This is a genomic window from Streptomyces sp. NPDC002730 (assembly GCF_042888805.1).
Classification (GTDB): domain Bacteria; phylum Actinomycetota; class Actinomycetes; order Streptomycetales; family Streptomycetaceae; genus Streptomyces.
In genome coordinates this window covers 296,903-320,095 of the sequence record NZ_JBIAQG010000005.1, presented here as the reverse complement: position 1 = coordinate 320,095, position 23,193 = coordinate 296,903, and the positions used below count along the sequence as shown (strand labels likewise).

Below are 23,193 nucleotides of genomic sequence, written 5' to 3'. Positions count from 1 at the left end.
GGAAGGCTCCGGCCCGGCCCTCGCGTATCGCGCGGCCCCGCCCCCGGCTCGGTTCAGGCGCCCCAGCGCAGGGCGGGGGTTTTCACGGGTGCGTCCCACAGAGACAGCATGTCGGCGTCGGCGTTGCACACGGTGATGGAAACACCGGCCATGTCCAGGCTGGTCACATAGTTCCCAACAAGATTGCGGGCGATGACCACGCCCTTGTCCGCGAGTGCGGCGGCGACCTCGTTGAAGACCACATACAGCTCGATGAGCGGTGTGCCGCCGAGGCCGTTGACCAAGACGATGGTCTCGTCCCCGGCGACAAGCGGCTGGTCGGCCAGGATCGCGTCCAAGGCAGTGGTCACGATCTCCTTGGCCGACCGGAGCTTCTCCCTGCGGCGGCCGGGCTCGCCGTGGATGCCGACGCCGACCTCCATCTCGTCCTCGGGCAGGTCGAAGCCCGGCTTGCCCGAAGCGGGGGTGGTGCAGGCGGTCAGTGCCACGGCGAAGGACCGGGAGGCGGCGTTGACCCGCTTGCCCATCTCCGCCACGGCGGCGAGGTCGGCGCCGTTCTCGGCGAGAGCACCGGCGATCTTCTCGACGAAGACGGTGGCGCCGGTGCCGCGGCGCCCCGCGGTCCAGGTGGAGTCCTGGACGGCGACATCGTCGTCGACCAGCACGGTCTCCACCGTGATGCCTTCCTCGGCGGCCAGTTCGGCAGCCATCTGGAAGTTGAGGACGTCACCGGTGTAGTTCTTCACGATGAACAGCACGCCGGAGCCGCCGTTGACGGCCTGCGCGGCGGTCAGCATCTGGCCGGGGACGGGCGAGGTGAACACCTCCCCGGGACAGGCCGCATCCAGCATGCCCAGTCCCACGAAACCGCCGTGCAAGGGCTCGTGCCCGGAACCACCGCCGGAGATCAGGGCCACCTTGCCCGTCCTGGTGCCGTTGGCGCGGGCGATCACCTTGTTCTCCGCGTCGACTTTCAGTTCGGGGTGGGCGGCGGCGATGCCGGCCAGGGCCTCGTCCAGCACCGCCTCGGGGGCGTTGATGAGCTTCTTCATGACAGGGCTCCTTCGGCAGTGGCGGGCTGGCCGGCTCGGTGCTCGGCTGCGGCTGCCTTGCGGTGGGCGTTGAGGGCGGTGTAGAGAACGCCGGCGGCAACCGCGCCGATCACCTCGGCGACCAGGTAGACGGGCAGCTGGTCCCAGTGGACCGTGCCGTCGAAAAGCTCGCCGGTGATCATCGGGCCGAGCGTCCTTGCCGGGTTGATGGACGCGGCGGTGGCGGGCGCCACCGGAATGATGATCGCGAACACGCCGAGGCCGATGGCCAAGCCCGCGAAGCCGCCGGCCGCGCGCCGATCGATGGCCCCGAAGACGACGAAAGCAAGGATGAACGTGCCGACTGCTTCGGCGAAGAATGCCTGCCCGGCGCCGACACCGGTGCCGTAGGCGGCGATACCGAGGCCGACGTCGACCGCCTTCTTCCCCAGCACTCCGACGATCGCAAGCGCGCCCAGCACCGCCCCGGCCACCTGCGCTGCGATGTAGCCGGGGACGTCCCGCCAGGGCATCTTCTTCGTGGCGGCGAGCGCCAGGGTGATGGCCGGGTTGATCTGACAGCCGGAGATATGGCCGATCGCATAGACCATGGCGATGACGGCGGTGGCGAAGGCCAGCGAGATCATTCCCAGCTGCGCCATGGTGAAAGGCGCGTCGCCGCCGACTATGAGCGTGGCGGGGACTGAACCGACGCCGATGAACACCAGCACCGCGGTGCCCAGCATCTCGGCGAGAAGCTTCTGTAGGTAGGTGTTTTCTTCCATTGATGGCGCCCAGTGCCGAGCGGCAGCTTGGGCGTCTCACCTCCTCCGCGTGGAGCGGGCTATGAAGGGAGGTGGCCGCCAGGTGGTCAGGGTCGGGCAACCTGGCGGCCGGCTCAGGGGAAACCGGATAACCAGCGGAATCCGGGAAGTCGTTCACTATGGATGAACGTTGTTCCGAAAGTTAAGCCTGCGTTTCACGCCTGTCAAGAGGTTCGGCGACTACGGGCACTGCGGACACGGAGAAGGCCCCACGGCGATGCGCCGAGGGGCCTGGGCGAGGGGCAGGTGGCGGGGACGGCGGACGCCGCGGCCGAGCTGCAGGTGGATGCGGAGTGTGCAGGTCAGGTGCGCGCGAGGCCGGTGGGGGGCGGGGCGGGCAGGTCAGGGGCCGGCGATGCGGGCGGTCCCCCGCGGGGCACCCAGGTCGCGGGAGAGGTTGCGGGCGGTCTCCCGGACCGCGACCGCAAGATCCTGACGTGCCGATTCGGCCAGCAGCCGCTCGACGGGGCCGACAATGCCGATGGCGCCGACCACCTCGCCGGAGCGGTCGAAGACAGGGGATGCGATGCCCGCGTCCCCGATGGCGGACTCCTGGTCCTCGATCGCGTACCCCGTCCTGAGGATCTCCTTCAGCTGGCCGGCCAGCTCCTCCGGGTCGGTGATGCTGGCGCCGGTGAGCACTGCCCGGTCGCCCGCGAGCAGCCGCTCACGCTCGGCCGCCGGAGCGAAGGCCACGATGGCTTTACCCAGGGCGCAGGTGCTCCACGGGATGCTGGCTCCCACCTCGAGGATCTGGACGGCACCCTCCGGCCGGAAGGCGTGGTGCACCACCAGGACGTGGTCGCCGGTGAGCACGGCCACCCACACCGCCTCGTTCGCCCGGGTGGCGAGCTGGTCCGCCCAGGTCAGCGAGCGGGTCCGCAGCTCCTGAGTGTCCAAGTAGGCGTTGCCCAGCTGCACCAGGTCCGGGCCGAGCTGGTACTTGGAGCTGTCACGGTCCTGCACCACCAGCCCCTCGCCCTCCAGCGTGCGCAGCAGGGCATGGACGGTCGGCTTGGCCACGCCCAAGCGGTCGGCCAGCTCGGTCACACCCAGCCGGGGACCCGTGGATGCGAGCTCCCGCAAGATCTGCACCGCCCGCTGCACCGCTTGCACCATCGAAGAATTCTCCTCGTTCAGTATTGATGAACAACGTTCTGAGATATAGCGTGGTTGTTCATGAGCAACCCTGTCGGCATCGTACTCGTGTCCCACAGCGCCGAGCTCGCCGCGGGCCTTCGCCTGCTGGTGGAGCAGATCGGCTCCGACACAGTCCCCCTCGCCACCGCCGGAGGAACTGAGGACGGCCGGATCGGCACCAGCTACGACCTCGTCCTGGCCGCCATCCGCAACGCCGACCGCGGAGCCGGCGTCGTTGTCCTCCCCGACCTCGGCAGCTCCGTCCTGACCGCCCGCACCGTTCTGGAAGACCATCCCCGCACCGACGTCACCATCGTCGACGCACCCTTCGTCGAAGGAGCCGTCGCAGCCGTCGTCACTGCCGCATCCGGCGCCGACCTGAAGACCGTCGCCAACGCCGCCAAGGAGGCCCGTCATGTCCCCAAGCTCTGAGTCCACCGCCACGACCACGGTGAGCCACGAAATCGCCGTCGTCCTGCCCGCCAACCTGCACGCCCGCCCCGCAGGCCAACTCGCCCGCGCCGCAGCCAAGTACACCAGCGCAATACAGCTGGAGCACGGCGGCCGCACTGTCAACCCCACCGGCGTCCTCGCCGTGATGGGCCTGGGTGCAACCGCCGGAAGCAGCGTGACCGTCCGCGCCGAAGGCCCCGACGCAGACGAGGCCGTCACCGCGTTGGCCGAGATCCTCGCCACCGCCGAATAGCCGGCCACGCGCCACCGCACCGAACGAGCCGCCGCTTCCGATATGAGAAGCCGAGACAAGTGGAGGTGGTCGAGGATGACCACTCCGGCCATGACCACGTCTGGCACCAGCGTGGTACCGCACCCGCGGACCGAGTACATCCTCCCGCTGCCGCACATCCCTGAGGCCGTCTCCGCCGTGCGCCACCGCGCACGCACGGTCCTGGCCCGCTGGGCCCTGCCCACGGAGATAGCAGACGACGCCATCCTGGTGATCTCGGAACTGATCACCAACGCGATTGCCCACGCACTGCCCCCAGCAGTACTGCGGCTGTCGATGCCCGAGGTCGGCGGCCGTCACACACTCCGTATCGAGGTCGCAGATGCTGGGCCGGTACCGCGACCTGGCCGATCACCCGAGAGACCGCCCCCTGCGGAACATGAAGAACACGGCCGCGGGACCGGCATCATCGCGGCCCTTGCCATGCGACACGGCCTGTCCCGGCACCTCCACAGGATGACCCGATGGGCGGAGCTCCACGTGGCGTCCGGCCACACTGGCAGTGCTGCCACTGCAAGCCCTTGAGGAACATCCCGGCGGGGCACAGGAACGGCCGGACCCGCGAAGAAGCGCATGGCGATGACCGTGATCACGGCGGCCGCGACCGGCCGACGACGGGCCGGCTTCCTCGGAGTAACTCATCAACAATCGCCAGCTGGAGCCGATACGCCCCCGGCGACCAGACACGGTCACCAGCGGCCCGAGCTGCACAGATAACCGATTGACCCTAGATAACGATCGTGGCCTTCCCATTCTGAGACGGGCAGTTCAGCTGTGATCCGAATCTGTTGTCGTACTCATACTCGGGGGTCTGGAGGGCGGCATAGCGGATGCTCGCTGCTCGGAACTGCGCCTCCTTGAGGCCTAGTTGGCCGGGGGCTGCTTCGCCGGGAAGACCACTGATGCGCTGGAAGCGCTGGCACCGGGCGACGTCCGCCAGGGGCGAGTCGACTGCAGAAGGTCGACGGGCGCCGTGCCCCAACCCCGGTCCTTTACGAGAGGACCGCGCTGTCGACGGATCCTCACCGTCGCAGTGGCGCTGTCCATCGCACACCCTCAGCCCACGGCCGATGGCCCGTGCAGCCAAGGGAGTCAGTGCCACATCGGCGAGCGGACGGACTGGAGTCTCCATCACCCGAAAGGGTGATCGCCCCGACCAGCAAGTCTCACGAAGGCGGAGATGTGCCATCGGATCTGAGATTGTGCCGCGAAATCTGAGACCCTACAGCCTGCTCGATCAGGTCTGCGCCATGTCCACAAAGCGCGAGTAGTGCCCCTGGAAGGCGACCGTGATGGTGGCCGTCGGACCGTTACGGTGCTTGGCCACGATCAGGTCCGCCTCGCCCGCGCGCGGAGACTCCTTCTCGTACGCATCCTCGCGGTGCAACAGGATGACCATGTCCGCGTCCTGCTCGATGGAGCCCGATTCACGCAGGTCGGAGACCATCGGTTTCTTGTCCGTACGCTGCTCGGGGCCACGGTTCAGCTGGGACAACGCGATCACCGGGAGCTCGAGTTCCTTGGCCAGCAGCTTGAGGTTTCGGGACATGTCCGAGACCTCCTGCTGACGGCTCTCGGCGCGCTTCGAGCCACCGGACTGCATCAGCTGCAGATAGTCGATGACGACCAGCTTCAGATCATTGCGCTGCTTCAGCCGTCGGCACTTCGCGCGGATCTCCATCATGGAGAGGTTCGGGGAGTCGTCGATATACAGCGGGGCCTGGGAGACATCCGGCATGCGGCGCGCCAGCCGGGTCCAGTCCTCGTCCGTCATCGTCCCGGAGCGCATGTGATGCAGCGCCACCCGCGCCTCTGCGGAGAGCAGGCGCATCGCGATCTCATTGCGCCCCATTTCGAGAGAGAAGATCACGCTGGGCAGGTTGTTCTTGATCGAACAGGCCCGGGCGAAGTCCAGCGCCAGCGTCGACTTACCCATGGCGGGCCGGGCCGCGATGACGATCATCTGGCCGGGGTGCAGACCGTTGGTCAGTGAGTCGAAGTCGGTGAACCCGGTCGGTACACCCGTCATCTCGCCGCTGCGCGAGCCGATCGCCTCGATCTCGTCGAGCGCGCCTTCCATGATGTCGCCGAGCGGCAGATAGTCCTCGCTGGTGCGCTGCTCGGTGACGGCGTAGATCTCGGCCTGGGCGGAGTTGACGATCTCGTCGACGTCGCCGTCGGCCGCGTATCCCATCTGCGTGATCTTGGTGCCGGCCTCCACGAGTCTGCGCAGCACAGCGCGCTCATGGACGATTTCCGCGTAGTACGAGGCGTTGGCCGCGGTCGGCACCGACTGGACCAGCGTGTGGAGGTACGGCGCTCCGCCGACCCGGGTGATCTCGCCTCGCTTGACCAGCTCGGCGGCGACGGTGATGGGGTCGGCCGGCTCGCCCTTGGCATAGAGGTCGAGGATCGCCGTGTAGACCGTCTCGTGGGCGGGCCGGTAGAAGTCGTGGCCTTTGATGATCTCTACGACGTCGGCGATGGCGTCCTTGGAGAGCAGCATGCCGCCGAGGACGGACTGCTCGGCGTCCAGGTCCTGGGGAGGCACGCGCTCGAAGCCGGGGGAGCTTCCGTCCCAGCCGCCGCTGTCCCTGCCGCGCTCGTGCTGGTCCTCTCGACCACCGCGGCCTTCGCCGCGACGCTGGCGGGAGACGGGCAGACGATCACCGGGACCGTCTGCGGCCCACGGGTCGTCCAAGGGCTCGGAAATGCTCACCCGGGCCACCTCCTCCCGTCCGCTCCGCGGACCTCGCCGTGCCACTCTTTCTACGGCACGACACTGACAAAACGAACGGCCAGACTCCGCTTCCGGCGCGTCGGGCGACGGTCCACGGTAGGCCCGTCGGCACCGTCAGCCAATCTGGTTATCCACAGGCCATGTGGACGACGGACCAGATGTTGTGGAGAACCCTGCGGAACCTGTGCACGGACCGGGGGACAGCACTGTGGACAAATTCATAGTCACCCCGCCACACACGCGCTGACCTGGCTCTTTTCCGTCCACTGGCTGTGGGGGAGAAAAACTTTCCCGACTGGACCAAGATCAGAACAAACGGCACTCAGCCGAAGGCGCACCGAGAGGATCGGTAAGGACTGCAAGGCGATTGCATCTCTTACCTGTGGAAGATTAGATTGATGCCATGACAGCGGCTCCCGCAGCACCCAAGGCGCGTCGGCAACGGCACGACCGAGAGATCATCACGCTCGCCGTCCCCGCCTTCGGCGCCCTCGTCGCCGAGCCTCTCTTCGTGATGGTGGACAGCGCCATCGTCGGCCACCTCGGCACGCCGCAACTTGCCGGACTGGCGGTGGCCTCGGCCCTTCTGATGACCGCCGTCAGCATCTTCGTCTTCCTCGCCTACGCCACCACGGCCGCCGTCGCACGCCGCGTGGGCGCGGGCGATCTCGCGGCCGCCATCCGGCAGGGCATGGACGGTATCTGGCTCGCCCTGCTGCTCGGTGTCGCCGTCATCGCCGTCACCCTGCCCACCGCCCCCTGGCTCGTCCAGCTCTTCGGCGCCTCCGACACCGCCGCACCGTACGCCACCACATATCTGCGGATCTCCAGCCTCGGTATCCCCGCGATGCTGATCGTGCTGGCCGCCACCGGCGTACTGCGCGGCCTGCAGGACACCAGGACCCCTCTGTACGTGGCCATCGGTGGCTTCGCCGCCAACGCGGCACTCAACGTCGCCCTCGTCTACGGCGCCGGTTTCGGCATCGCCGGCTCCGCCTGGGGGACCGTTATCGCCCAGTGCGCGATGGCCGCCGCCTATCTGGTCGTGGTCGTACGGGGAGCACGTCGGCACGGTGCCTCCCTGCGCCCCGACGCAGCCGGGATACGGGCCAGCGCTCAGGCGGGTGTCCCCCTCCTGATCCGCACGCTCTCGCTGCGCGCAGTCCTGATGATCGCCACTGCCGTCGCGGCCCGCCTCGGTGACACCGAGATCGCCGCCCATCAGATCGTCCTCTCCCTGTGGAGCCTGATGGCCTTCGCGCTCGACGCGATCGCCATTGCCGGGCAGGCGATCATCGGCCGTTATCTGGGAGCCGACGACGCCGAGGGCGCCCAGCAGGCCTGCCGCCGCATGGTGCAGTGGGGCGTCGCCTCCGGTGTGGTTCTCGGCATCGTGATCGTGGCCTCCCGACCACTCCTACTCCCTCTGTTCACCACCGACCAGGCGGTGCACAGCACCCTGCTCCCGGCATTGCTGGTGGTCGCCGTCTCTCAGCCGATCGCGGGCGTGGTCTTTGTCCTCGACGGCGTACTGATGGGAGCCGGTGACGGCTCTTACCTGGCCGGGGCGATGCTGGTGACGCTGGCGGTCTTCGCGCCGGTCGCCCTGCTCATCCCCACCTTCGGTGGCGGACTGACCGCCTTGTGGTGGGCCATGACCCTGATGATGACTGTGCGCATGCTGACGCTCTGGCTGAGAATGCGCTCCGGTCGCTGGCTCGTCACCGGTGCGACGCGCTGAAAGACCGTCTGTCCGGGGTTCCACGGTCGATGTTTCACGTGAAACAGGCGACAAATGGACGACTGGGACGAACAGCAAGAGGGCCGCACCCCCAGGGGGTGCGGCCCTCACGTGCTATGCAGCGCGTGCTCTGCAGAGCGCAGCGTTACGCGGCGACGACCTCGACGCCGAGCTTCGCGGCAACCTCGGGGTGCAGACGCACAGACACCTGGTGCGAGCCCAGGGTCTTGATCGGCGAACCGAGCTCAACGCGACGCTTGTCGACGTCCGGACCACCGGCAGCCTTGATCGCCGAGGCGATGTCGGCCGGGGTGACGGAGCCGAAGAGGCGGCCGGCGTCGCCGGAGCGAACAGCCAGACGCACCTTTACGGCCTCGAGCCGGGCCTTGATCTCATTGGCCTGCTCGATGGTCGCGATCTCGTGGATCTTGCGGGCGCGGCGGATCTGCGCCACGTCCTTCTCGCCACCCTTGGTCCAGCGGATCGCGAAACCACGCGGGACCAGGTAGTTGCGAGCGTAACCGTCCTTGACGTCAACGACATCGCCGGCGGCACCGAGGCCAGAGACCTCGTGGGTGAGGATGATCTTCATTGGTCGGTCACCCTTCCCTTATCGCGCGGTGGACGTGTAGGGCAGCAGCGCCATCTCACGGCTGTTCTTCACGGCCGTGGCGACGTCACGCTGGTGCTGCGTGCAGTTGCCGGTAACGCGGCGGGCACGGATCTTGCCGCGGTCGGAAATGAACTTCCGCAGCATGTTCGTGTCCTTGTAGTCCACGTACACGGTCTTGTCCTTGCAGAATGCGCAGACCTTCTTCTTCGGCTTGCGCACAGGCGGCTTCGCCATGGTGTATCTCCTGTGTGATCAAGAAGTGGGGTACGAGCTGCCCTTAGAAGGGAGGCTCGTCCGAGTAGCCGCCGCCGGAACCGCCGGAGCTTCCGCCCCAGCCGCCCCCACCGCCCTGCTGCTGGCCGCCGCCGGCCGGCGCACTGGTGGCCCAGGGGTCGTCGGCGGGTGCACCGCCGCCGCCCTGCTGCTGACCACCACCGGGACCGCCGCCCCAGTTGCCGCCGCCCTGCTGCTGACCGCCGCCATAGCCACCCTGGCCACCGCGACCGGTGGTCTTGGTGACCTTGGCCGTGGCGTTCTTCAGGCTGGGGCCGACTTCCTCGACGTCCAGCTCGTAGACCGTGCGCTTGACGCCCTCGCGGTCTTCGTAGGACCGCTGCTTCAGCCGGCCCTGCACGACGACGCGCATGCCTCGCGTAAGCGACTCCGCGACGTTCTCCGCCGCCTGACGCCAGACCGAGCAGGTGAGGAACAGGCCTTCGCCGTCCTTCCACTCATTGGTCTGCTTGTCGAAAATGCGGGGAGTGGACGCGACACGGAACTTCGCGACCGCCGCACCGGAGGGGGTGAAGCGCAGCTCGGGGTCGTCGACGAGATTGCCGACGACCGTGATGACGGTCTCGCCTGCCATGGGTGAACCTCTCGGCGGGGATTGCTTCTGGCTGCTTGCTGCTACTCGAACCCGATGACCTCTGAGCTAGGTGCTCAGTGGGTCTCGGGACGGAGGACCTTGGTCCGGAGGACCGACTCGTTCAGGTTCATCTGGCGGTCGAGCTCCTTGACGACCGCAGGCTCGGCCTGCAGGTCGATGACCGAGTAGATGCCCTCGGGCTTCTTCTTGATCTCGTAAGCGAGACGACGACGGCCCCAGGTGTCGACCTTCTCAACCTTTCCGTTGCCCTCACGGACGACGGAGAGGAAGTTCTCGATCAGCGGGGAGACAGCGCGCTCCTCGAGATCGGGGTCGAGGATGACCATCACCTCGTAGTGACGCATGTGGAACCCACCTCCTTTGGACTCAGCGGCCACGGTCGTTCCGTGGCAGGAGGGTCGTGATGCGTAAGCAACGGTATCGGCCGCCACTGACAATCCGGGAGGATCGCGTTCTGGCCTGGGCAGACACCGGTGCAGACCGTACAGAGTACCTGCAGACAGGCTTCCGGTTGAAATCCGGTGGCCAGGAGACGCAATCTGTACACATCGGGTGTGCGCGGCGCTACGATGCGCCGCCTTCCGGCAACGCCAGGAGGTGCCTCATGGCACAGGCAATGCGACGTCAGTCCTCAGTCTCCCTCTTCGCCACCGACGGCAAGCCCCATCCCCTTCAGGACACCCTGATGGCGGTGACGCTGGTGCTCGGCGCTGTCGCCTTCGTCTCGGCGATGTTCTACAACCTCCATCTGCTCAGCTCGTGGGCCGGGCTGGTGGGAATCATCACGGGCGCGTACGGGCAGTTCATCTCGGCGACGACCCGCGAACGCTTCGTGCTGATCATCGGTCTCGGCGCTTCCGCGGTCGGCTTCTACCTCGGCATGGCACACGGCGGACTCTTCGGCGGAATCATCTAGCCAGGGCAGAGCAGAACAGGAGGGGACGGGGCCACAAGGCCGCTCCTTCCCTACAGCCATCCGGGGCGCTCCCCCAGCGCAGTAGGCTTCGGCGCGAGAGCCGGAGCCCCTGTACCCATGGGGACACACCTGCCGAGGAGCGCCCCGCATGACCCTGACCCTGAGGACCATCAGCCGAGAGCAGCATCTGGCTTACATCCAGAGCCTGCCCGCGGCAAGTCACTGCCAGGTCCCGGCGTGGGCTGATGTGAAGACCGAATGGCGCTCGGAGAACCTTGGCTGGTTCGACAAGAGCGGTGAACTGGTCGGTGCCGGGCTGGTGTTGTATCGCCAGCTGCCCAAGATCAAGCGCTATCTCGCGTACCTGCCCGAGGGCCCGGTGATCAACTGGTACGCGCCGAACCTGGACGACTGGCTGCAGCCGATGCTCGCCCATCTCAAGCAGCAGGGCGCCTTCTCCGTGAAGATGGGCCCGCCGGTGGTCATTCGCCGTTGGGACGCGGCCGCCATCAAGTCCGGTATCCAGGACCCGGACGTCAAGCGGCTGCGTGACGTCGAGGCCACCCATATCGAGCCGCGCGCCTTCGAGGTCTCCGACCGGCTGCGCAAGATGGGCTGGCAGCAGGGCGAGGACGGCGGCGCCGGCTTCGGTGACGTACAGCCCCGCTATGTCTTCCAGGTACCGCTCGCCAATCGCTCGCTGGACGATGTCCTCAAGGGCTTCAACCAGCTGTGGCGACGCAACATCAAGAAGGCCGAGAAGGCCGGCGTCGAGGTCGTCCAGGGCGGCTACGACGACCTCGCCGAGTGGCAGCGGCTCTACGAAGTCACCGCAGAGCGCGACCATTTCAGGCCCCGCCCGCTGTCGTACTTCCAGCAGATGTGGTCCGTCCTGAACGGCGAGGACCCCAACCGGATGCGGCTGTACTTCGCCCGCCACGAAGGCGAGAACGTCGCGGCCGCGACGATGCTGATCGTCGGCGGCCATGTCTGGTACTCCTACGGCGCCTCCGCCAACCACAAGCGCGAGGTCCGGCCCTCGAACGCGATGCAGTGGCGGATGCTGCGGGACGCATACGCGATGGGCGCGACCGTCTACGACCTGCGCGGCATCAGCGACTCCCTCGACGAGACCGACCACCTCTTCGGCCTGATCCAGTTCAAGGTCGGCACCGGCGGCGAGGCCGTCGAGTACGTCGGCGAGTGGGACTTCCCGCTCAACAAGCTGCTCCACAAGGCGCTCGACATCTACATGTCGCGTCGCTGAAGTCGCTACTGGCGACGCCGCGACCGACACCGCTGACGTTGCCGTGCACCACGCCGTAGTCTCATAGATCTCGTACATATCTCTGATACACCGCAGCCACCAGAAAGGTTCCGGGCCGGCCATGGCGCTCTCCCTCTACGTCGACACCGCGCGCTGGCGGGCGCACCAGAAGTCCGTTATCGACCAGTTCCCCGGCCTCGTGCCGGTCTGCAAGGGCAACGGTTACGGCTTCGGTCATGAGCGGCTCGCGGACGAGGCCTCCCGCTTCGGCTCGGACATGCTGGCCGTCGGCACCACCTACGAGGCGGCCCGGATCAAGGACTGGTTCAGCGGCGATCTCCTCGTCCTCACGCCCTTCCGGCGCGGCGAGGAGCCGGTCCCGCTGCCTGACCGTGTCATCCGCTCCGTCTCGTCCGTCGACGGTGTGCACGCCCTGGTGGGAGCGCGGGTCGTCATCGAGTGCATGAGCTCCATGAAGCGCCACGGCGTGAGTGAGCAGGAGCTCGGCCTGCTGCACGCCGCGATCGAGGATGTACGCCTCGAAGGCTTCGCGCTCCACCTCCCCCTCGACCGCACGGACGGCTCCGACGCGGTCGAGGAGGTCATCGGCTGGATGGACCGGCTGCGCGCGGCCCGGCTGCCGCTGCACACCATGTTCGTCAGCCATCTGCGCGCCGAGGAACTGGGCCGTCTTCAGCAGCAGTTCCCGCAGACCCGATTCCGCGCCCGTATCGGCACGCGGCTGTGGCTCGGCGACCACGAGGCCACGGAGTACCGCGGCGCCGTCCTCGACGTCACCCGCGTCGCCAAGGGCGATCGCTTCGGCTACCGCCAGCAGAAGACCGCATCCGACGGCTGGCTGGTCGTCGTCGCCGGCGGTACGTCCCACGGCGTCGGCCTGGAGGCACCGAAGGCTCTGCACGGTGTGATGCCGCGCGCCAAGGGTGTCGCGCGCGCGGGCCTGGCGACGGTCAACCGCAACCTCTCGCCGTTCGTCTGGGCGGGCAAGCAGCGCTGGTTCGCCGAGCCGCCGCACATGCAGGTCTCGATCCTGTTCGTACCGTCGGACGCGCAGGAGCCGAAGGTCGGCGACGAACTGGTGGCTCATCTGCGCCACACGACGACGCAGTTCGACCGCCTCGTCGACCGCTGAGCCCCTCCGGCCAGGTCCCCTGCCCCAAGAGCCCTAAGCCGACGGCTGGGGTTCCGTACCGGACTCCTGGGACGGCTTCCCCCACTGCACCCGCTGTCCCTCCACTGCCTGCGCCGCATGCCGTGGAGGATGGGCCGCATGCCCCAGTACGAAGACGTCGTCGGCCCCGTCGAGAACACCGCCCGACGGGTCGTCCGATCCGTCCATCCGTACGCCGTCCCGCTCCGGCTTCAGGATGTCCCGCACGACCACCGCGCACAGGTACAGCGTCCCCAGCAGGTGCAGGGCGATCGCGACCTGGTAGCCCTCGGGCGGCAGGCCCTTGTGCTTGGGGCTGGTCGTGTACGCGAGGTACATCCAGATCCCCAGGAAGTACATGACCTCACAGGACTGCCAGATCAGAAAGTCCCGCCAGCGCGGCCTGGCCAGCGCGGCGAGCGGAATCAGCCACAGTACGTACTGCGGTGAATAGACCTTGTTGGTGATGATGAACGCAGCGACGACCAGGAAGACGAGCTGTGCGAAACGGGGCCGCCGCGGCGCGCTGAGCGTCAGCGCGCCGATGCCCGCGCACGCCAGGATCATCAGAAGCGTCGCGTAGGTGTTCACCGACTCGACTTCGAGTGGCTCGCCCGTACGCTGCGTGATGATCAGCCAGAACGAGCCGAAGTCGACCTGCCGCTCCTGGCTGAAGGTGTAGAACTTCTTCCACCCTTCCGGCGCCAGCAGCATCACGGGCAGGTTCACCGCCAGCCAGGCGGCTGCCGCACCGAGCGACGCAGTGGCGAACTCTCGCCATTTGCCCGCCCGCCAGCACAACAGGAGCAGCGGACCGAGCAGCAGCACGGGATAGAGCTTGGCGGCGGTCGCGAGCCCGATGAGGATGCCGAAGGCCAGCGCCCGGCCGCGTGACCACATCAGCATCGCTGCGGCCGTGAGCGCCACGGCCAGCAGATCCCAGTTGATGGTCGCGGTGAGCGCGAAGGCGGGCGCCAGGGCCACCAGCAGTGCATCCCAGGGACGGTGGCGATGTGTGCGGGTGACACAGACGGCGATGACCGCGGTGCAGATCATCAGCAGGCCCGCATTGACCATCCAGTACATCTGCTCCTGGTTCTGCATGGAGCCGCCGGCCACGTCGAGCCACGACGCGACCTGCATGAACAGCCCTGTCAGGACGGGGTACTCCAGGTACTCCATGTCGCCGGGCAACCGGTCGAAGTACGGAATGAGACCTTCGGAGAAGCCGCGACCGAGGTACAGGTGCGGAATGTCCGAATAGCAAGCATGTGTGTACTGGGAGCTGGCGCCCCTGAACCAGGCCCAGTTGTAACACGGCATCTTCTGCACCATGCCGAGCGCAAACATCCCGATCGCCACGAGTGCGATGACACGTACGGGAGTGAGCCAGCCGTTGCCTCCGCGCCAGGCCCAGCGGCCGGCCGGACCGCCGATCAGCTCGCTGCCGGAGGCGGCGACGGAGTCCCGCCGCGTGGGCCGTACATCCGGCTGCTCCGGCCGGTCTCGCCGGTCCCGCCGGTCCTGGTACACGCTCGTCTCTTCTGCGCTGGGCATGCTGCACATCCTGCCGTACGGGGTCGGGGAGACGGCGAGGGCCGCCGCACCGGAGCGCACAGGTGCTGTGCGTACCGGGCGGCGGCCCTCGCGGCGTTGCCGTGGGGAATCGGCGGCCGCTAGCCGGCCGGCCTTCCGAAGATGCCTCCGTTGCCGTTGCCGCCGTTGCCGCCGTTGGTTCCTGGCGGTGTCGCCGTCGGACTGGTCGACGGGGTGCCGCTGGGTGCACCGTCGGCTCCGCCATTGCCACCGCCGCCCGGGGTGCCGCAGGTCCAGTCCTGCCACGGATTGCACGACTGGCTCGGGCTGGGGCTGGTGGACGGCGTACCCGATGGCGTAGCCGACGGGGTCGAGGACGGGGTGCTGGACGGCGTGCTGGACGGCGTCGGTGCCGGGCTGGACGCGCCGCCACCCCAGACGGCCTCACCGATGGGCTCAGGCTCGGGGAAGGGCTCGGGGTTCGTGTTCTTGAGCGCATCCTTCATGTACGTCTGCCAGATCTCGGAGGGGAATGACGCTCCGTGGATCTTGTCCTGGGCGCCGGTGCCGTACATCTCCAGGAACTCGCGCTTCTTGCTCTTCTCGTTGTCGTCGAGCCGGTACATGTCGATGGCGGTCGACAGCTGGGGCGTGTAGCCAACGAACCAGGCCGACTTGTTGCCGTCGGTCGTACCGGTCTTTCCGGCGACCTGCCGGCCGGGGAGCCGGGCGTTCTTGCCGGTGCCCTCGGGCTCGTCGACGACAGACCTGAGCACGTCGGTCACATTGCTCGCGACGGCCGTGGTGAAGGCCTGCTTGGTCCTGTCCTCGTGCTCGTAGACCGTCCTGCCCTCGTGCTCGACCTTTTTGACGGAGAACGGGTCGCGCTGCTTGCCGTTGGCCGCGAACGTCGCGTAGGCGCCGGCCATCCGGATGGCGCTGGGGGAAGAAATACCGATCGAGAAGGACGGAACGTTCGACTTGGACAAGGAGGACTCGAGCAGGCCGGCCTTCACCGCCGACTTTCTGACCTCCGGGATGCCGATGTCCATGCCCAGCTGCACGAAGGGCGAGTTGGCGGAGTGGACCATGGCTTCACGCAAGGTGATGTTCTTGTACGACTCGCCGCCGTCGTTGGTCTGCAGCCACTCCTCTCCCTTCTCGTTCGTCCAGATGGAACCGTCGTACTTCTTGATCTTGAGCTTGTTCTTGCCGTTGTAGACGCTCTTGTCGGGATCGACGATCTTGCGATCATCCAGCCCCTGCTCCTCGGGCTTGAGGGGGTCACGCACACCGGTTTCCATCGCGGCCGCCAGGACGAACGGCTTGAAGGTCGATCCGACCTGGGCACCGGTCTCGTTGGCGTTGTTGGTGAAGTGCTTGGTCGCATCGTCGCCGCCGTAGACGGCGGCGATCGCGCCGGTCTTCGGGTTGACCGAGGCGCCGCCGAACTGCACGAAGGTGTCCGTGTCCGGGCGCTTCTTGGGCTTGATGTTGGCGTCCTGGACCTTCTTGACCGCGGCCTTCAACTTGTCGACCTTGTCCTTCTCGAAGGTCGTGTGAATCTCATAGCCGCCCTTCGCGAGGTCGTCGGAGTCGATGCCCTGGTCGTTGTTGTTGAGGAAGTTGGACTTGGCAAGGTCCACCAGGTAGCCGACCTGCCCACTCAGCTGGGCGTCCTTCTTGATCGCGACGGGCATCGGGAGCTGTTTGAACGTGGCCCGCTCGGCGGCAGGAAGGTGGCCGTCCTTGACCATCTCGTCGAGGATCCAGTTCCAGCGCTTGGTGGCGCGGACCGTGTTGGCCTGGGGCGTCGCCGCTGCGTCGATGTCCACGGCGCCGGCCGGGTCGTAGTAGGTGGCGCCCTTCAGGAGCGAGGCGAGGAACGCGCACTCGCCCGCGTTCAGGTTCGATGCGTCCTTCCCGTAGTACGTGCGGGCGGCGGCCTGAATGCCGTAGGCACCGCGTCCGTAGTACGAGGTGTTCAGATAGCCCTCCATGATCTCCGGCTTGCCCAATTCGGTGCCGACCTTTATGGAGATGAAGAGCTCCTTGAACTTACGGCTCAGGGTCTGGGACTGGTCGCCGAGCCGCGCGTTCTTCACATACTGCTGGGTGATGGTGGAGCCACCCTGGGTCTGCCCACCCTTGGCCATGTTCACCAGGGCCCGGGTGATACCCATCGGGTCGATGCCGGAGTCGCTCTTGAACGTCTTGTTCTCCGCCGAGATCACCGCATTCTGCATGTTCTCGGGGATCTGCGAGATCGGGATGATCTGCCGGTTGATCTCGCCGCCGGTGGCGGCCATCGGGGTGTCGTCCGCCCAGTAGTAGACGTTGTTCTGCGCCTTGGCCGCCTTGTCCTGGTCCGGAACCTGCACCATCGCGTACGCGATGGTCGCCGCGGCCATCAGGCTGCCGACGAAGCCCAGGCACAGCCCGGTGACGAGCTTCCACGACGGCACCCACCGCCGCCATCCGTACTTGTTGTGGCGCGGGTAGTCGATGATCCGTTTCTTGGACGGACGCCCCCCGCGACCGCGGCCGGGACCGTCATGGCCCCCGCCACCGCCGCCGCCGCCGCGTCGGCCGCCACCGCGACCTCCGTGACCGGCGCCCGCGCCTTCCTCCGCTCGTCTGCGACCACCGCCGCTGCGCTGGGCGGCACGGCGGGCTTCGGCGCGGCCGCTGTACGGACGCTCCTCGCCGTAAGAGGCGGAAGGGGAGCCTGACGTGGTGCCCCGGCTCGGGGCTGCGCGGCGGCCGGCGGGCGGCTGGGCGGCGCGCCTGGCCCCGGCCCGTCCGCCACCCGGCTGCTGCGGCGGTTTGCGACGGTGCTCGCTCATCGAACGACTACTCCTCGGGCAGGCGAGACGCCTGGAAGCGGCAGTTGAGTTCCGGTCCCCCCGAAATGGATACGGACCAGCCCCGCAAAGAGCTCATCCGCTGTACATCCACGCCAAGGACGCTCTCAGGCGTCACATGGTTCCCGGCGGTCTGCATGCCGCACAGACTACGCACGGTCAAAACCTACCTAGCACCAAAGTTCACCCCAAATCAGGCAATTCGCCCCCTATGAATTGACGATGTGACGCCGTTCACCATGGCCCCTCTTGTCGCAGCAGAAACCTCGTTCTATCGTGCTGATGTATCGAGTCGATACATCAGCACGACATAAGAGACCGACGCGGCGAGGGAGGCGACGATGAGCAGGCGCTCCGGCATCCTCGAGTTCGCCGTGCTCGGTCTTCTCCGTGAGGCCCCGATGCACGGCTATGAGCTGCGGAAACGGCTCAATACCTCGCTGGGGATCTTCCGGGCCTTCAGCTATGGCACCCTCTACCCCTGCCTCAAGACGCTGGTCGCCAACGGTTGGTTGATCGAGGAGCCGGGAAGCGCTCCTGAGGACGCCCTCGCCGCATCACTCGCAGGGCGCCGCGCCAAGATCGTCTACCGGTTGACGGCGGAAGGTAAGGAGCACTTCGAGGAACTGCTTTCGCACACCGGACCGGACACCTGGGAGGACGAGCACTTCGCAGCTCGCTTCGCCTTCTTCGGGCAGACGGAGCGCGAGGTGCGTATGCGGGTACTCGAGGGCCGTCGCAGCCGGCTGGAGGAGCGTCTGGAGAAGATGAGCGCCTCCCTGGCTCGTACCCGCGAGCGCCTCGACGACTACACGCTTGAGCTGCAGCGCCACGGAATGGAGTCCGTGGAGCGCGAAGTGCGCTGGCTGAACGAGCTCATCGAGAGCGAGCGAGCGGGGCGGGATCAGCGACAGCCCTCACCCGAGAGCTCAGCTCAGCAGGACAACACACCTGGAGCGACGGGCGGCCTGCCCCGGCACAGGGGTGCCGAGTCGTCCGGGGGCATGTCCCCAGGACCCTCCACCCCGCCGGATCCGTCCGACGACACCGCCAAGTAAGGCTCTGCGATCCGCAGGGTTTCATCCGGAATACCGAGATCACACAGGGAGCAACCGGAATGGGTTCGGTTCGCGTAGCCATCGTCGGCGTGGGAAACTGCGCCGCCTCGCTGGTGCAGGGCGTCGAGTTCTACAAGGACGCCGACCCGGCCGGCAAGGTGCCGGGTCTGATGCACGTCCAGTTCGGCGAATACCACGTCTCTGACGTCGAGTTCGTGGCCGCCTTCGACGTGGATGCCAAGAAGGTCGGCCTCGACCTGGCGGACGCCATCGGCGCCAGCGAGAACAACACCATCAAGATCTGCGACGTGCCGAACTCGGGCGTCACCGTGCAGCGTGGCCACACCTACGACGGCCTGGGCAAGTACTACCGCCAGACCATCGAGGAGTCGGCCGAGGCTCCGGTCGACATCGTCCAGATCCTCAAGGACAAGCAGGTCGACGTCCTGGTCTGCTACCTGCCCGTCGGTTCCGAGGACGCTGCGAAGTACTACGCGCAGTGCGCCATCGACGCCAAGGTCGCGTTCGTCAACGCTCTCCCGGTCTTCATCGCCGGCACCAAGGAGTGGGCGGACAAGTTCACCGAGGCCGGCGTGCCGATCGTCGGTGACGACATCAAGTCGCAGGTCGGTGCCACCATCACGCACCGCGTCATGGCGAAGCTCTTCGAGGACCGGGGCGTCGTCCTGGACCGCACGATGCAGCTGAACGTCGGCGGCAACATGGACTTCAAGAACATGCTCGAGCGTGACCGCCTGGAGTCCAAGAAGATCTCCAAGACGCAGGCCGTCACCTCCCAGATCCGCGACCGCGAGCTGGGCGAGGACAACGTCCACATCGGTCCGTCGGACTACGTGGCCTGGCTGGACGACCGCAAGTGGGCCTACGTCCGCCTCGAGGGCCGTGCCTTCGGCGAGGTGCCGCTGAACCTCGAGTACAAGCTCGAGGTCTGGGACTCCCCGAACTCCGCGGGCATCATCATCGACGCCGTTCGCGCCGCGAAGATCGCCAAGGACCGCGGCATCGGCGGCCCGATCCTCTCCGCCTCCTCGTACTTCATGAAGTCCCCGCCGGTCCAGTACTTCGACGACGAGGCTCGCGAGAACGTCGAGAAGTTCATCAAGGGCGAAGTGGAGCGCTAAGCGTTCGTCCTGCTCAGTCGCGGAGGGTCCCCGGGTAATCCGCCCGGGGACCCTCCGCGTATGTGACGCTTGCTCGCATGCCTGTCGTACGTGATCTGCGCGTACTCCTGCGCCTGACCGACTTTCGCCGGCTGCTGGCGGTCCGACTGCTCTCCCAGTCGGCCGACGGCGTCTATCAGGTGGCGCTCGCCACGTACGTGGTCTTCTCCCCGGAGAGACAGACCTCCCCGGCCGCAATCGCCTCCGCCATGGCCGTGCTGCTCCTGCCGTACTCCCTGATCGGCCCCTTCGCGGGCGTCCTGCTGGACCGCTGGCAGCGCCGTCAGGTCCTCCTGTACGGGAATCTGCTGAGGGCTCTTCTCGCCGGCGTCACTGCACTGCTGATCCTGGCCTCCGTACCCGACTGGCTCTTCTACGCCTCGGCCCTGTCCGTCACAGCGGTCAACCGCTTTGTGCTGGCCGGCCTCTCGGCCGCGCTGCCCCGTGTGGTCGACACCGACCGGCTCGTCATGGCGAACTCCCTCTCGCCGACGGCCGGCACCCTCGCCGCGACCGCGGGTGGGGGACTCGCCTTCGCGGTACGGCTGGTGTCCGCAGACTCCGATGCCGCGGTGGTGCTGCTCGGCGCCGCCCTCTACCTCTGCTCGGCACTGGCCTCGCTCCGGATGACACGTGAACTACTCGGCCCCGAGCAGGAGTTGGTGCAGCCGCGGCTGACTGCCGCGCTGGCGTCCACGGCGCATGGGCTCGCGGCCGGACTGCGGCACCTCTCCGAGCGTCGTAGGGCAGCCCGCGTGCTGGCCGCGATGACGCTCATGCGCTTCTGCTACGGCGCACTGACCGTCATGGTGCTGATGCTGTGCCGGTACGCCTGGTACGAGAAGCAGTCGGACGGCCTGGCTCTGCTGGGCCTGGCCATCCTCATCTCGGGCGCCGGCTTCTTCGCGGCGGCCGTGCTGACCCCCTGGGCGGTCGGCCGGCTCGGCCAGTTCGGCTGGGTGGTGGCGTGCTCGGGAGCGGCAGCCGTCCTCGAACCGGCCCTGGGGCTGCCATTCGCGCCTGTACCGATGCTGGTCGCCGCGTTCGTCCTGGGGCTCATCACCCAAGGCGCAAAGATCTCGACGGACACCGTGGTGCAGACATCGGTGGACGACGCCTATCGCGGCAGGATCTTCTCCCTCTACGACGTGCTCTTCAACGTCGCCTTCGTGGGCGCTGCGGGAGTCGCCGTGCTGATGCTGCCTCCTGACGGCCGGTCGGTGCCCCTGGTCGTCATGGTCGCGCTCATCTACGCGGTTGTCGCCGCAACTATGGCCCGTTGGAGCCGTGTTGGCACAGTGCTATAGCGTGCCCGCGTCAAACGAAGGATCGCAAACGTTTACGGGGGACTTCCCGCATGACTTACCCGCCGCAGCAGGGCCCGGGCGCGTACGGACACCCTGATCCGTACGCACAGCAGCCGTACCCGCCGCAGCCCGGCTACGGATATCCGCAGCAGCAACAGCAGCCCTACCCGCAGCAGCAACAGCCGGGGTACGGCCACCCGCAGCAGCAGGGGCAGCCGCACCCGCCGCAGCAACAGCAGTGGGGCACCCCGCCGCCGGCGCCCTCGTCCCGTGGCGGCGGCCTCGGCGCCAAGACCATCCTGAAGATCATCGTGGCCGTCATAGCCCTGATCGTCTTCGCGGTCGCCTACTTCATGAGCCAGGACGATGCCGACAAGGCGGAAGTCGGCGACTGCATGAAGAACAGCGGATCCACGGCCAACGCCGATCTTGAGGTCGTGGACTGCGGCGACTCCAAGGCTGCCTACAAGGTCACTGAGATGCTCCCCAACACGACGGACACGAGCAGCTGCAAGTCCGATGCAAGCTATGTCGAGCAGACGCGTGGGGGAAGGCGCAGCTCGGGTAACCAATTCGTGCTCTGCCTGAACGAGATCAAGAAGTAGCCGCATACGCCGAGGGCGGTGTTTCACGTGAAACACCGCCCTCGGCGTATCGAAACGGCGCCATGTTTCACGTGAAACATGGCGCCGTTTCACACTCAGCGCCCGCACTCAGCTCTGCGTCGCCCACCATTCCTTCAGCGCCGCGACCGCCGCGTCATGCCCCAACGGCCCGTTCTCCAGGCGCAGCTCCAGCAGGAACGCGTACGCCTTGCCGATCACCGGACCGGGACCCACCCCCAGGATCTCCTGGATCTGGTTGCCGTCCAGATCGGGCCTGATGGCGTCCAGCTCCTCCTGCTCCTGAAGCTGCGCGATGCGATCCTCAAGCCCGTCATAGGCCCGGGAGAGGGCGCTAGCCTTGCGCTTGTTTCGCGTGGTGCAGTCCGAGCGGGTCAGCTTATGGAGCCGGGTCAGCAGCGGCCCCGCATCACGTACGTACCGCCGCACTGCCGAGTCGGTCCACTCCCCGGTCCCGTAGCCATGGAACCGCAGATGCAGCTCCACCAGCCGCGAGACGTCCTTGACCATGTCGTTGGAGTACTTGAGCGCGGTCATCCGCTTCTTGGTCATCTTCGCCCCCACCACCTCGTGATGGTGGAAGGAGACGCGACCGTCGCTCTCGAAGCGCCGGGTCCGCGGCTTCCCGATGTCATGGAGCAGCGCGGCCAGCCGCAGCACGAGGTCCGGGCCGTCCTCCTCAAGGTCGATGGCCTGCTCGAGGACGATCAGCGAGTGCTCGTACACATCCTTGTGCCGGTGGTGCTCGTCACTCTCCAAACGCAGGGCAGGCAGTTCGGGCAGCACATGGTCGGCCAGGCCGGAGTCGACGAGCAGTCCCAGCCCCTTGCGGGGGTGGGTGGAAAGGATCAGCTTGTTCAGCTCATCGCGCACCCGTTCGGCGGAGACAATGTCGATACGGTCCGCCATCTCCTTCATCGCGGTGACGACCTCGGGCGCCACCTCAAAGTCCAGCTGCGCGGCGAAACGGGCGGCCCGCATCATCCGCAGCGGGTCGTCCGAGAAAGACTCCTCGGGCGTACCGGGGGTCCGCAGGACGCGCGCGGCGAGGTCCTCCAGACCGCCGTGCGGATCGATGAACTCCTTCTCCGGCAGCGCCACGGCCATCGCGTTCACGGTGAAATCGCGGCGTACGAGGTCTTCCTCGATCGAGTCGCCGTAAGAAACCTCGGGCTTACGGGACGTCCTGTCGTACGCCTCTGAGCGGTACGTCGTGACCTCGATCTGGTAGCCGCCCTTCTGACAGCCGACCGTCCCGAAGGCGATCCCGACCTCCCACACGGAGTCCGCCCAGGGGCGGATGATCTTCAGCACGTCCTCGGGACGGGCGTCCGTCGTGAAGTCCAGGTCATTGCCGAGCCGGCCGAGCAGTGCGTCCCGGACCGAGCCCCCGACCAGGGCAAGGCTGAACCCGGCCTCCTGGAAGTGGCGGGCGAGGTCGTCGGCGACAGGGGACACCCGCAGCAGTTCGCTGACCGCGCGGCGTTGCACCTGGCTCAGTGCAGTGGGGTTCTCTTCATTGGCGTTCGGCACAACAGAAAAGGGTA

At 67.2% G+C, this 23,193-nt stretch carries 22 protein-coding genes; 11 read left to right on the top strand and 11 right to left on the bottom strand.

The window, feature by feature from the left end; translation table 11 throughout:
* Positions 1–53 precede the first annotated feature (53 nt).
* From dhaK to ACFYXH_RS15100, 3 genes are all read right to left on the bottom strand, one after another.
* On the bottom strand, positions 54–1,052 hold the full coding sequence (gene dhaK, locus ACFYXH_RS15110) for a dihydroxyacetone kinase subunit DhaK (RefSeq protein WP_389562692.1): 999 nt from the start codon (positions 1,050–1,052) through the stop codon (positions 54–56).
* A complete protein-coding gene (locus tag ACFYXH_RS15105) occupies positions 1,049–1,816 on the bottom strand; it encodes an MIP/aquaporin family protein (RefSeq protein WP_389562691.1) in 768 nt (255 codons plus the stop codon). The genes dhaK and ACFYXH_RS15105 overlap by 4 nt, the downstream gene beginning before the upstream one ends.
* 381 nt (positions 1,817–2,197) lie before the next feature.
* The gene (locus tag ACFYXH_RS15100) at positions 2,198–2,974 is read right to left on the bottom strand and encodes an IclR family transcriptional regulator (protein ID WP_389562689.1); all 777 of its coding nucleotides are present in this window, start codon (positions 2,972–2,974) and stop codon (positions 2,198–2,200) included.
* 60 nt (positions 2,975–3,034) lie between these two features.
* On the opposite strand from ACFYXH_RS15100, the gene dhaM reads away from it, so the two are divergent.
* The 3 genes from dhaM (at position 3,035) to ACFYXH_RS15085 (ending at position 4,265) form a co-directional block, all read left to right on the top strand.
* On the top strand, positions 3,035–3,427 hold the full coding sequence (gene dhaM, locus ACFYXH_RS15095) for a dihydroxyacetone kinase phosphoryl donor subunit DhaM (RefSeq protein ID WP_389562687.1): 393 nt from the start codon (positions 3,035–3,037) through the stop codon (positions 3,425–3,427).
* Positions 3,411–3,701: an HPr family phosphocarrier protein gene (locus ACFYXH_RS15090; RefSeq protein WP_389562685.1), complete on the top strand. Its 291-nt coding sequence runs from the start codon at positions 3,411–3,413 to the stop codon at positions 3,699–3,701. Before dhaM ends, ACFYXH_RS15090 begins: the two co-directional genes overlap by 17 nt.
* Before the next feature lie 75 nt (positions 3,702–3,776).
* Positions 3,777–4,265 (top strand): ATP-binding protein, encoded by a 489-nt coding sequence (locus ACFYXH_RS15085; protein WP_389562683.1) that lies wholly within the window; start codon positions 3,777–3,779, stop codon positions 4,263–4,265.
* A gap of 712 nt (positions 4,266–4,977) precedes the next feature.
* On the opposite strand, the gene dnaB is transcribed toward ACFYXH_RS15085, so the two are convergent.
* Positions 4,978–6,441, bottom strand: a complete 1,464-nt coding sequence (gene dnaB, locus ACFYXH_RS15080) for a replicative DNA helicase (protein WP_389563009.1) — start codon at positions 6,439–6,441, stop codon at positions 4,978–4,980.
* Positions 6,442–6,883: 442 nt separating this feature from the next.
* Here dnaB and ACFYXH_RS15075 point away from each other — a divergent pair, with 442 nt between their 5' ends.
* Positions 6,884–8,221, top strand: coding sequence for an MATE family efflux transporter (locus ACFYXH_RS15075; protein WP_389562681.1), 1,338 nt, complete (start codon positions 6,884–6,886; stop codon positions 8,219–8,221).
* A 145-nt stretch (positions 8,222–8,366) separates the two neighbouring features.
* Here ACFYXH_RS15075 and rplI read toward each other — a convergent pair whose 3' ends face one another.
* The 4 genes from rplI to rpsF all read right to left on the bottom strand — a co-directional run bounded on the left by rplI (position 8,367) and on the right by rpsF (position 10,067).
* Complete coding sequence (rplI, locus tag ACFYXH_RS15070; protein WP_326651115.1) at positions 8,367–8,813, bottom strand: 50S ribosomal protein L9; 447 nt, start codon at positions 8,811–8,813, stop codon at positions 8,367–8,369.
* 18 nt (positions 8,814–8,831) lie between these two features.
* Positions 8,832–9,068: a 30S ribosomal protein S18 gene (rpsR, locus tag ACFYXH_RS15065; RefSeq protein WP_003956534.1), complete on the bottom strand. Its 237-nt coding sequence runs from the start codon at positions 9,066–9,068 to the stop codon at positions 8,832–8,834.
* Positions 9,069–9,111: 43 nt separating this feature from the next.
* Positions 9,112–9,702 (bottom strand): single-stranded DNA-binding protein, encoded by a 591-nt coding sequence (locus tag ACFYXH_RS15060; RefSeq protein ID WP_327324751.1) that lies wholly within the window; start codon positions 9,700–9,702, stop codon positions 9,112–9,114.
* A 74-nt stretch (positions 9,703–9,776) separates the two neighbouring features.
* Entirely contained in the window at positions 9,777–10,067 is a 291-nt protein-coding gene (rpsF, locus tag ACFYXH_RS15055) for a 30S ribosomal protein S6 (RefSeq protein ID WP_004950685.1), read from the bottom strand.
* 260 nt (positions 10,068–10,327) lie between these two features.
* Here rpsF and ACFYXH_RS15050 point away from each other — a divergent pair, with 260 nt between their 5' ends.
* The 3 genes from ACFYXH_RS15050 to ACFYXH_RS15040 all read left to right on the top strand — a co-directional run bounded on the left by ACFYXH_RS15050 (position 10,328) and on the right by ACFYXH_RS15040 (position 13,059).
* Positions 10,328–10,639: a hypothetical protein gene (locus ACFYXH_RS15050; RefSeq protein WP_389562679.1), complete on the top strand. Its 312-nt coding sequence runs from the start codon at positions 10,328–10,330 to the stop codon at positions 10,637–10,639.
* 148 nt (positions 10,640–10,787) lie between these two features.
* Positions 10,788–11,906 carry a peptidoglycan bridge formation glycyltransferase FemA/FemB family protein gene (locus ACFYXH_RS15045; protein ID WP_327324753.1) on the top strand — a complete coding sequence of 373 codons (1,119 nt, stop codon included), beginning with the start codon at positions 10,788–10,790 and terminating at the stop codon, positions 11,904–11,906.
* A 121-nt stretch (positions 11,907–12,027) separates the two neighbouring features.
* Positions 12,028–13,059, top strand: a complete 1,032-nt coding sequence (locus ACFYXH_RS15040; RefSeq protein WP_389562677.1) for an alanine racemase — start codon at positions 12,028–12,030, stop codon at positions 13,057–13,059.
* 33 nt (positions 13,060–13,092) lie between these two features.
* Here ACFYXH_RS15040 and ACFYXH_RS15035 read toward each other — a convergent pair whose 3' ends face one another.
* Positions 13,093–14,634, bottom strand: coding sequence for a glycosyltransferase family 87 protein (locus ACFYXH_RS15035; protein ID WP_389562675.1), 1,542 nt, complete (start codon positions 14,632–14,634; stop codon positions 13,093–13,095).
* A 119-nt stretch (positions 14,635–14,753) separates the two neighbouring features.
* Positions 14,754–17,459 (bottom strand): transglycosylase domain-containing protein, encoded by a 2,706-nt coding sequence (locus ACFYXH_RS15030; protein ID WP_389562674.1) that lies wholly within the window; start codon positions 17,457–17,459, stop codon positions 14,754–14,756.
* Positions 17,460–17,818: 359 nt separating this feature from the next.
* Here ACFYXH_RS15030 and ACFYXH_RS15025 point away from each other — a divergent pair, with 359 nt between their 5' ends.
* From ACFYXH_RS15025 to ACFYXH_RS15010, 4 genes are all read left to right on the top strand, one after another.
* Positions 17,819–18,535 (top strand): helix-turn-helix transcriptional regulator, encoded by a 717-nt coding sequence (locus ACFYXH_RS15025; RefSeq protein ID WP_389562673.1) that lies wholly within the window; start codon positions 17,819–17,821, stop codon positions 18,533–18,535.
* A gap of 59 nt (positions 18,536–18,594) precedes the next feature.
* Entirely contained in the window at positions 18,595–19,677 is a 1,083-nt protein-coding gene (locus ACFYXH_RS15020) for an inositol-3-phosphate synthase (protein ID WP_389562672.1), read from the top strand.
* Positions 19,678–19,754: 77 nt separating this feature from the next.
* Positions 19,755–21,023 (top strand): MFS transporter, encoded by a 1,269-nt coding sequence (locus tag ACFYXH_RS15015; RefSeq protein WP_389562670.1) that lies wholly within the window; start codon positions 19,755–19,757, stop codon positions 21,021–21,023.
* A gap of 50 nt (positions 21,024–21,073) precedes the next feature.
* Positions 21,074–21,628 carry a hypothetical protein gene (locus ACFYXH_RS15010; protein WP_389562668.1) on the top strand — a complete coding sequence of 185 codons (555 nt, stop codon included), beginning with the start codon at positions 21,074–21,076 and terminating at the stop codon, positions 21,626–21,628.
* A gap of 108 nt (positions 21,629–21,736) precedes the next feature.
* Here the strand turns inward: ACFYXH_RS15010 and ACFYXH_RS15005 are convergent, their stop codons facing one another.
* Complete coding sequence (locus ACFYXH_RS15005) at positions 21,737–23,179, bottom strand: CCA tRNA nucleotidyltransferase (RefSeq protein WP_389562667.1); 1,443 nt, start codon at positions 23,177–23,179, stop codon at positions 21,737–21,739.
* Positions 23,180–23,193 lie beyond the last annotated feature (14 nt).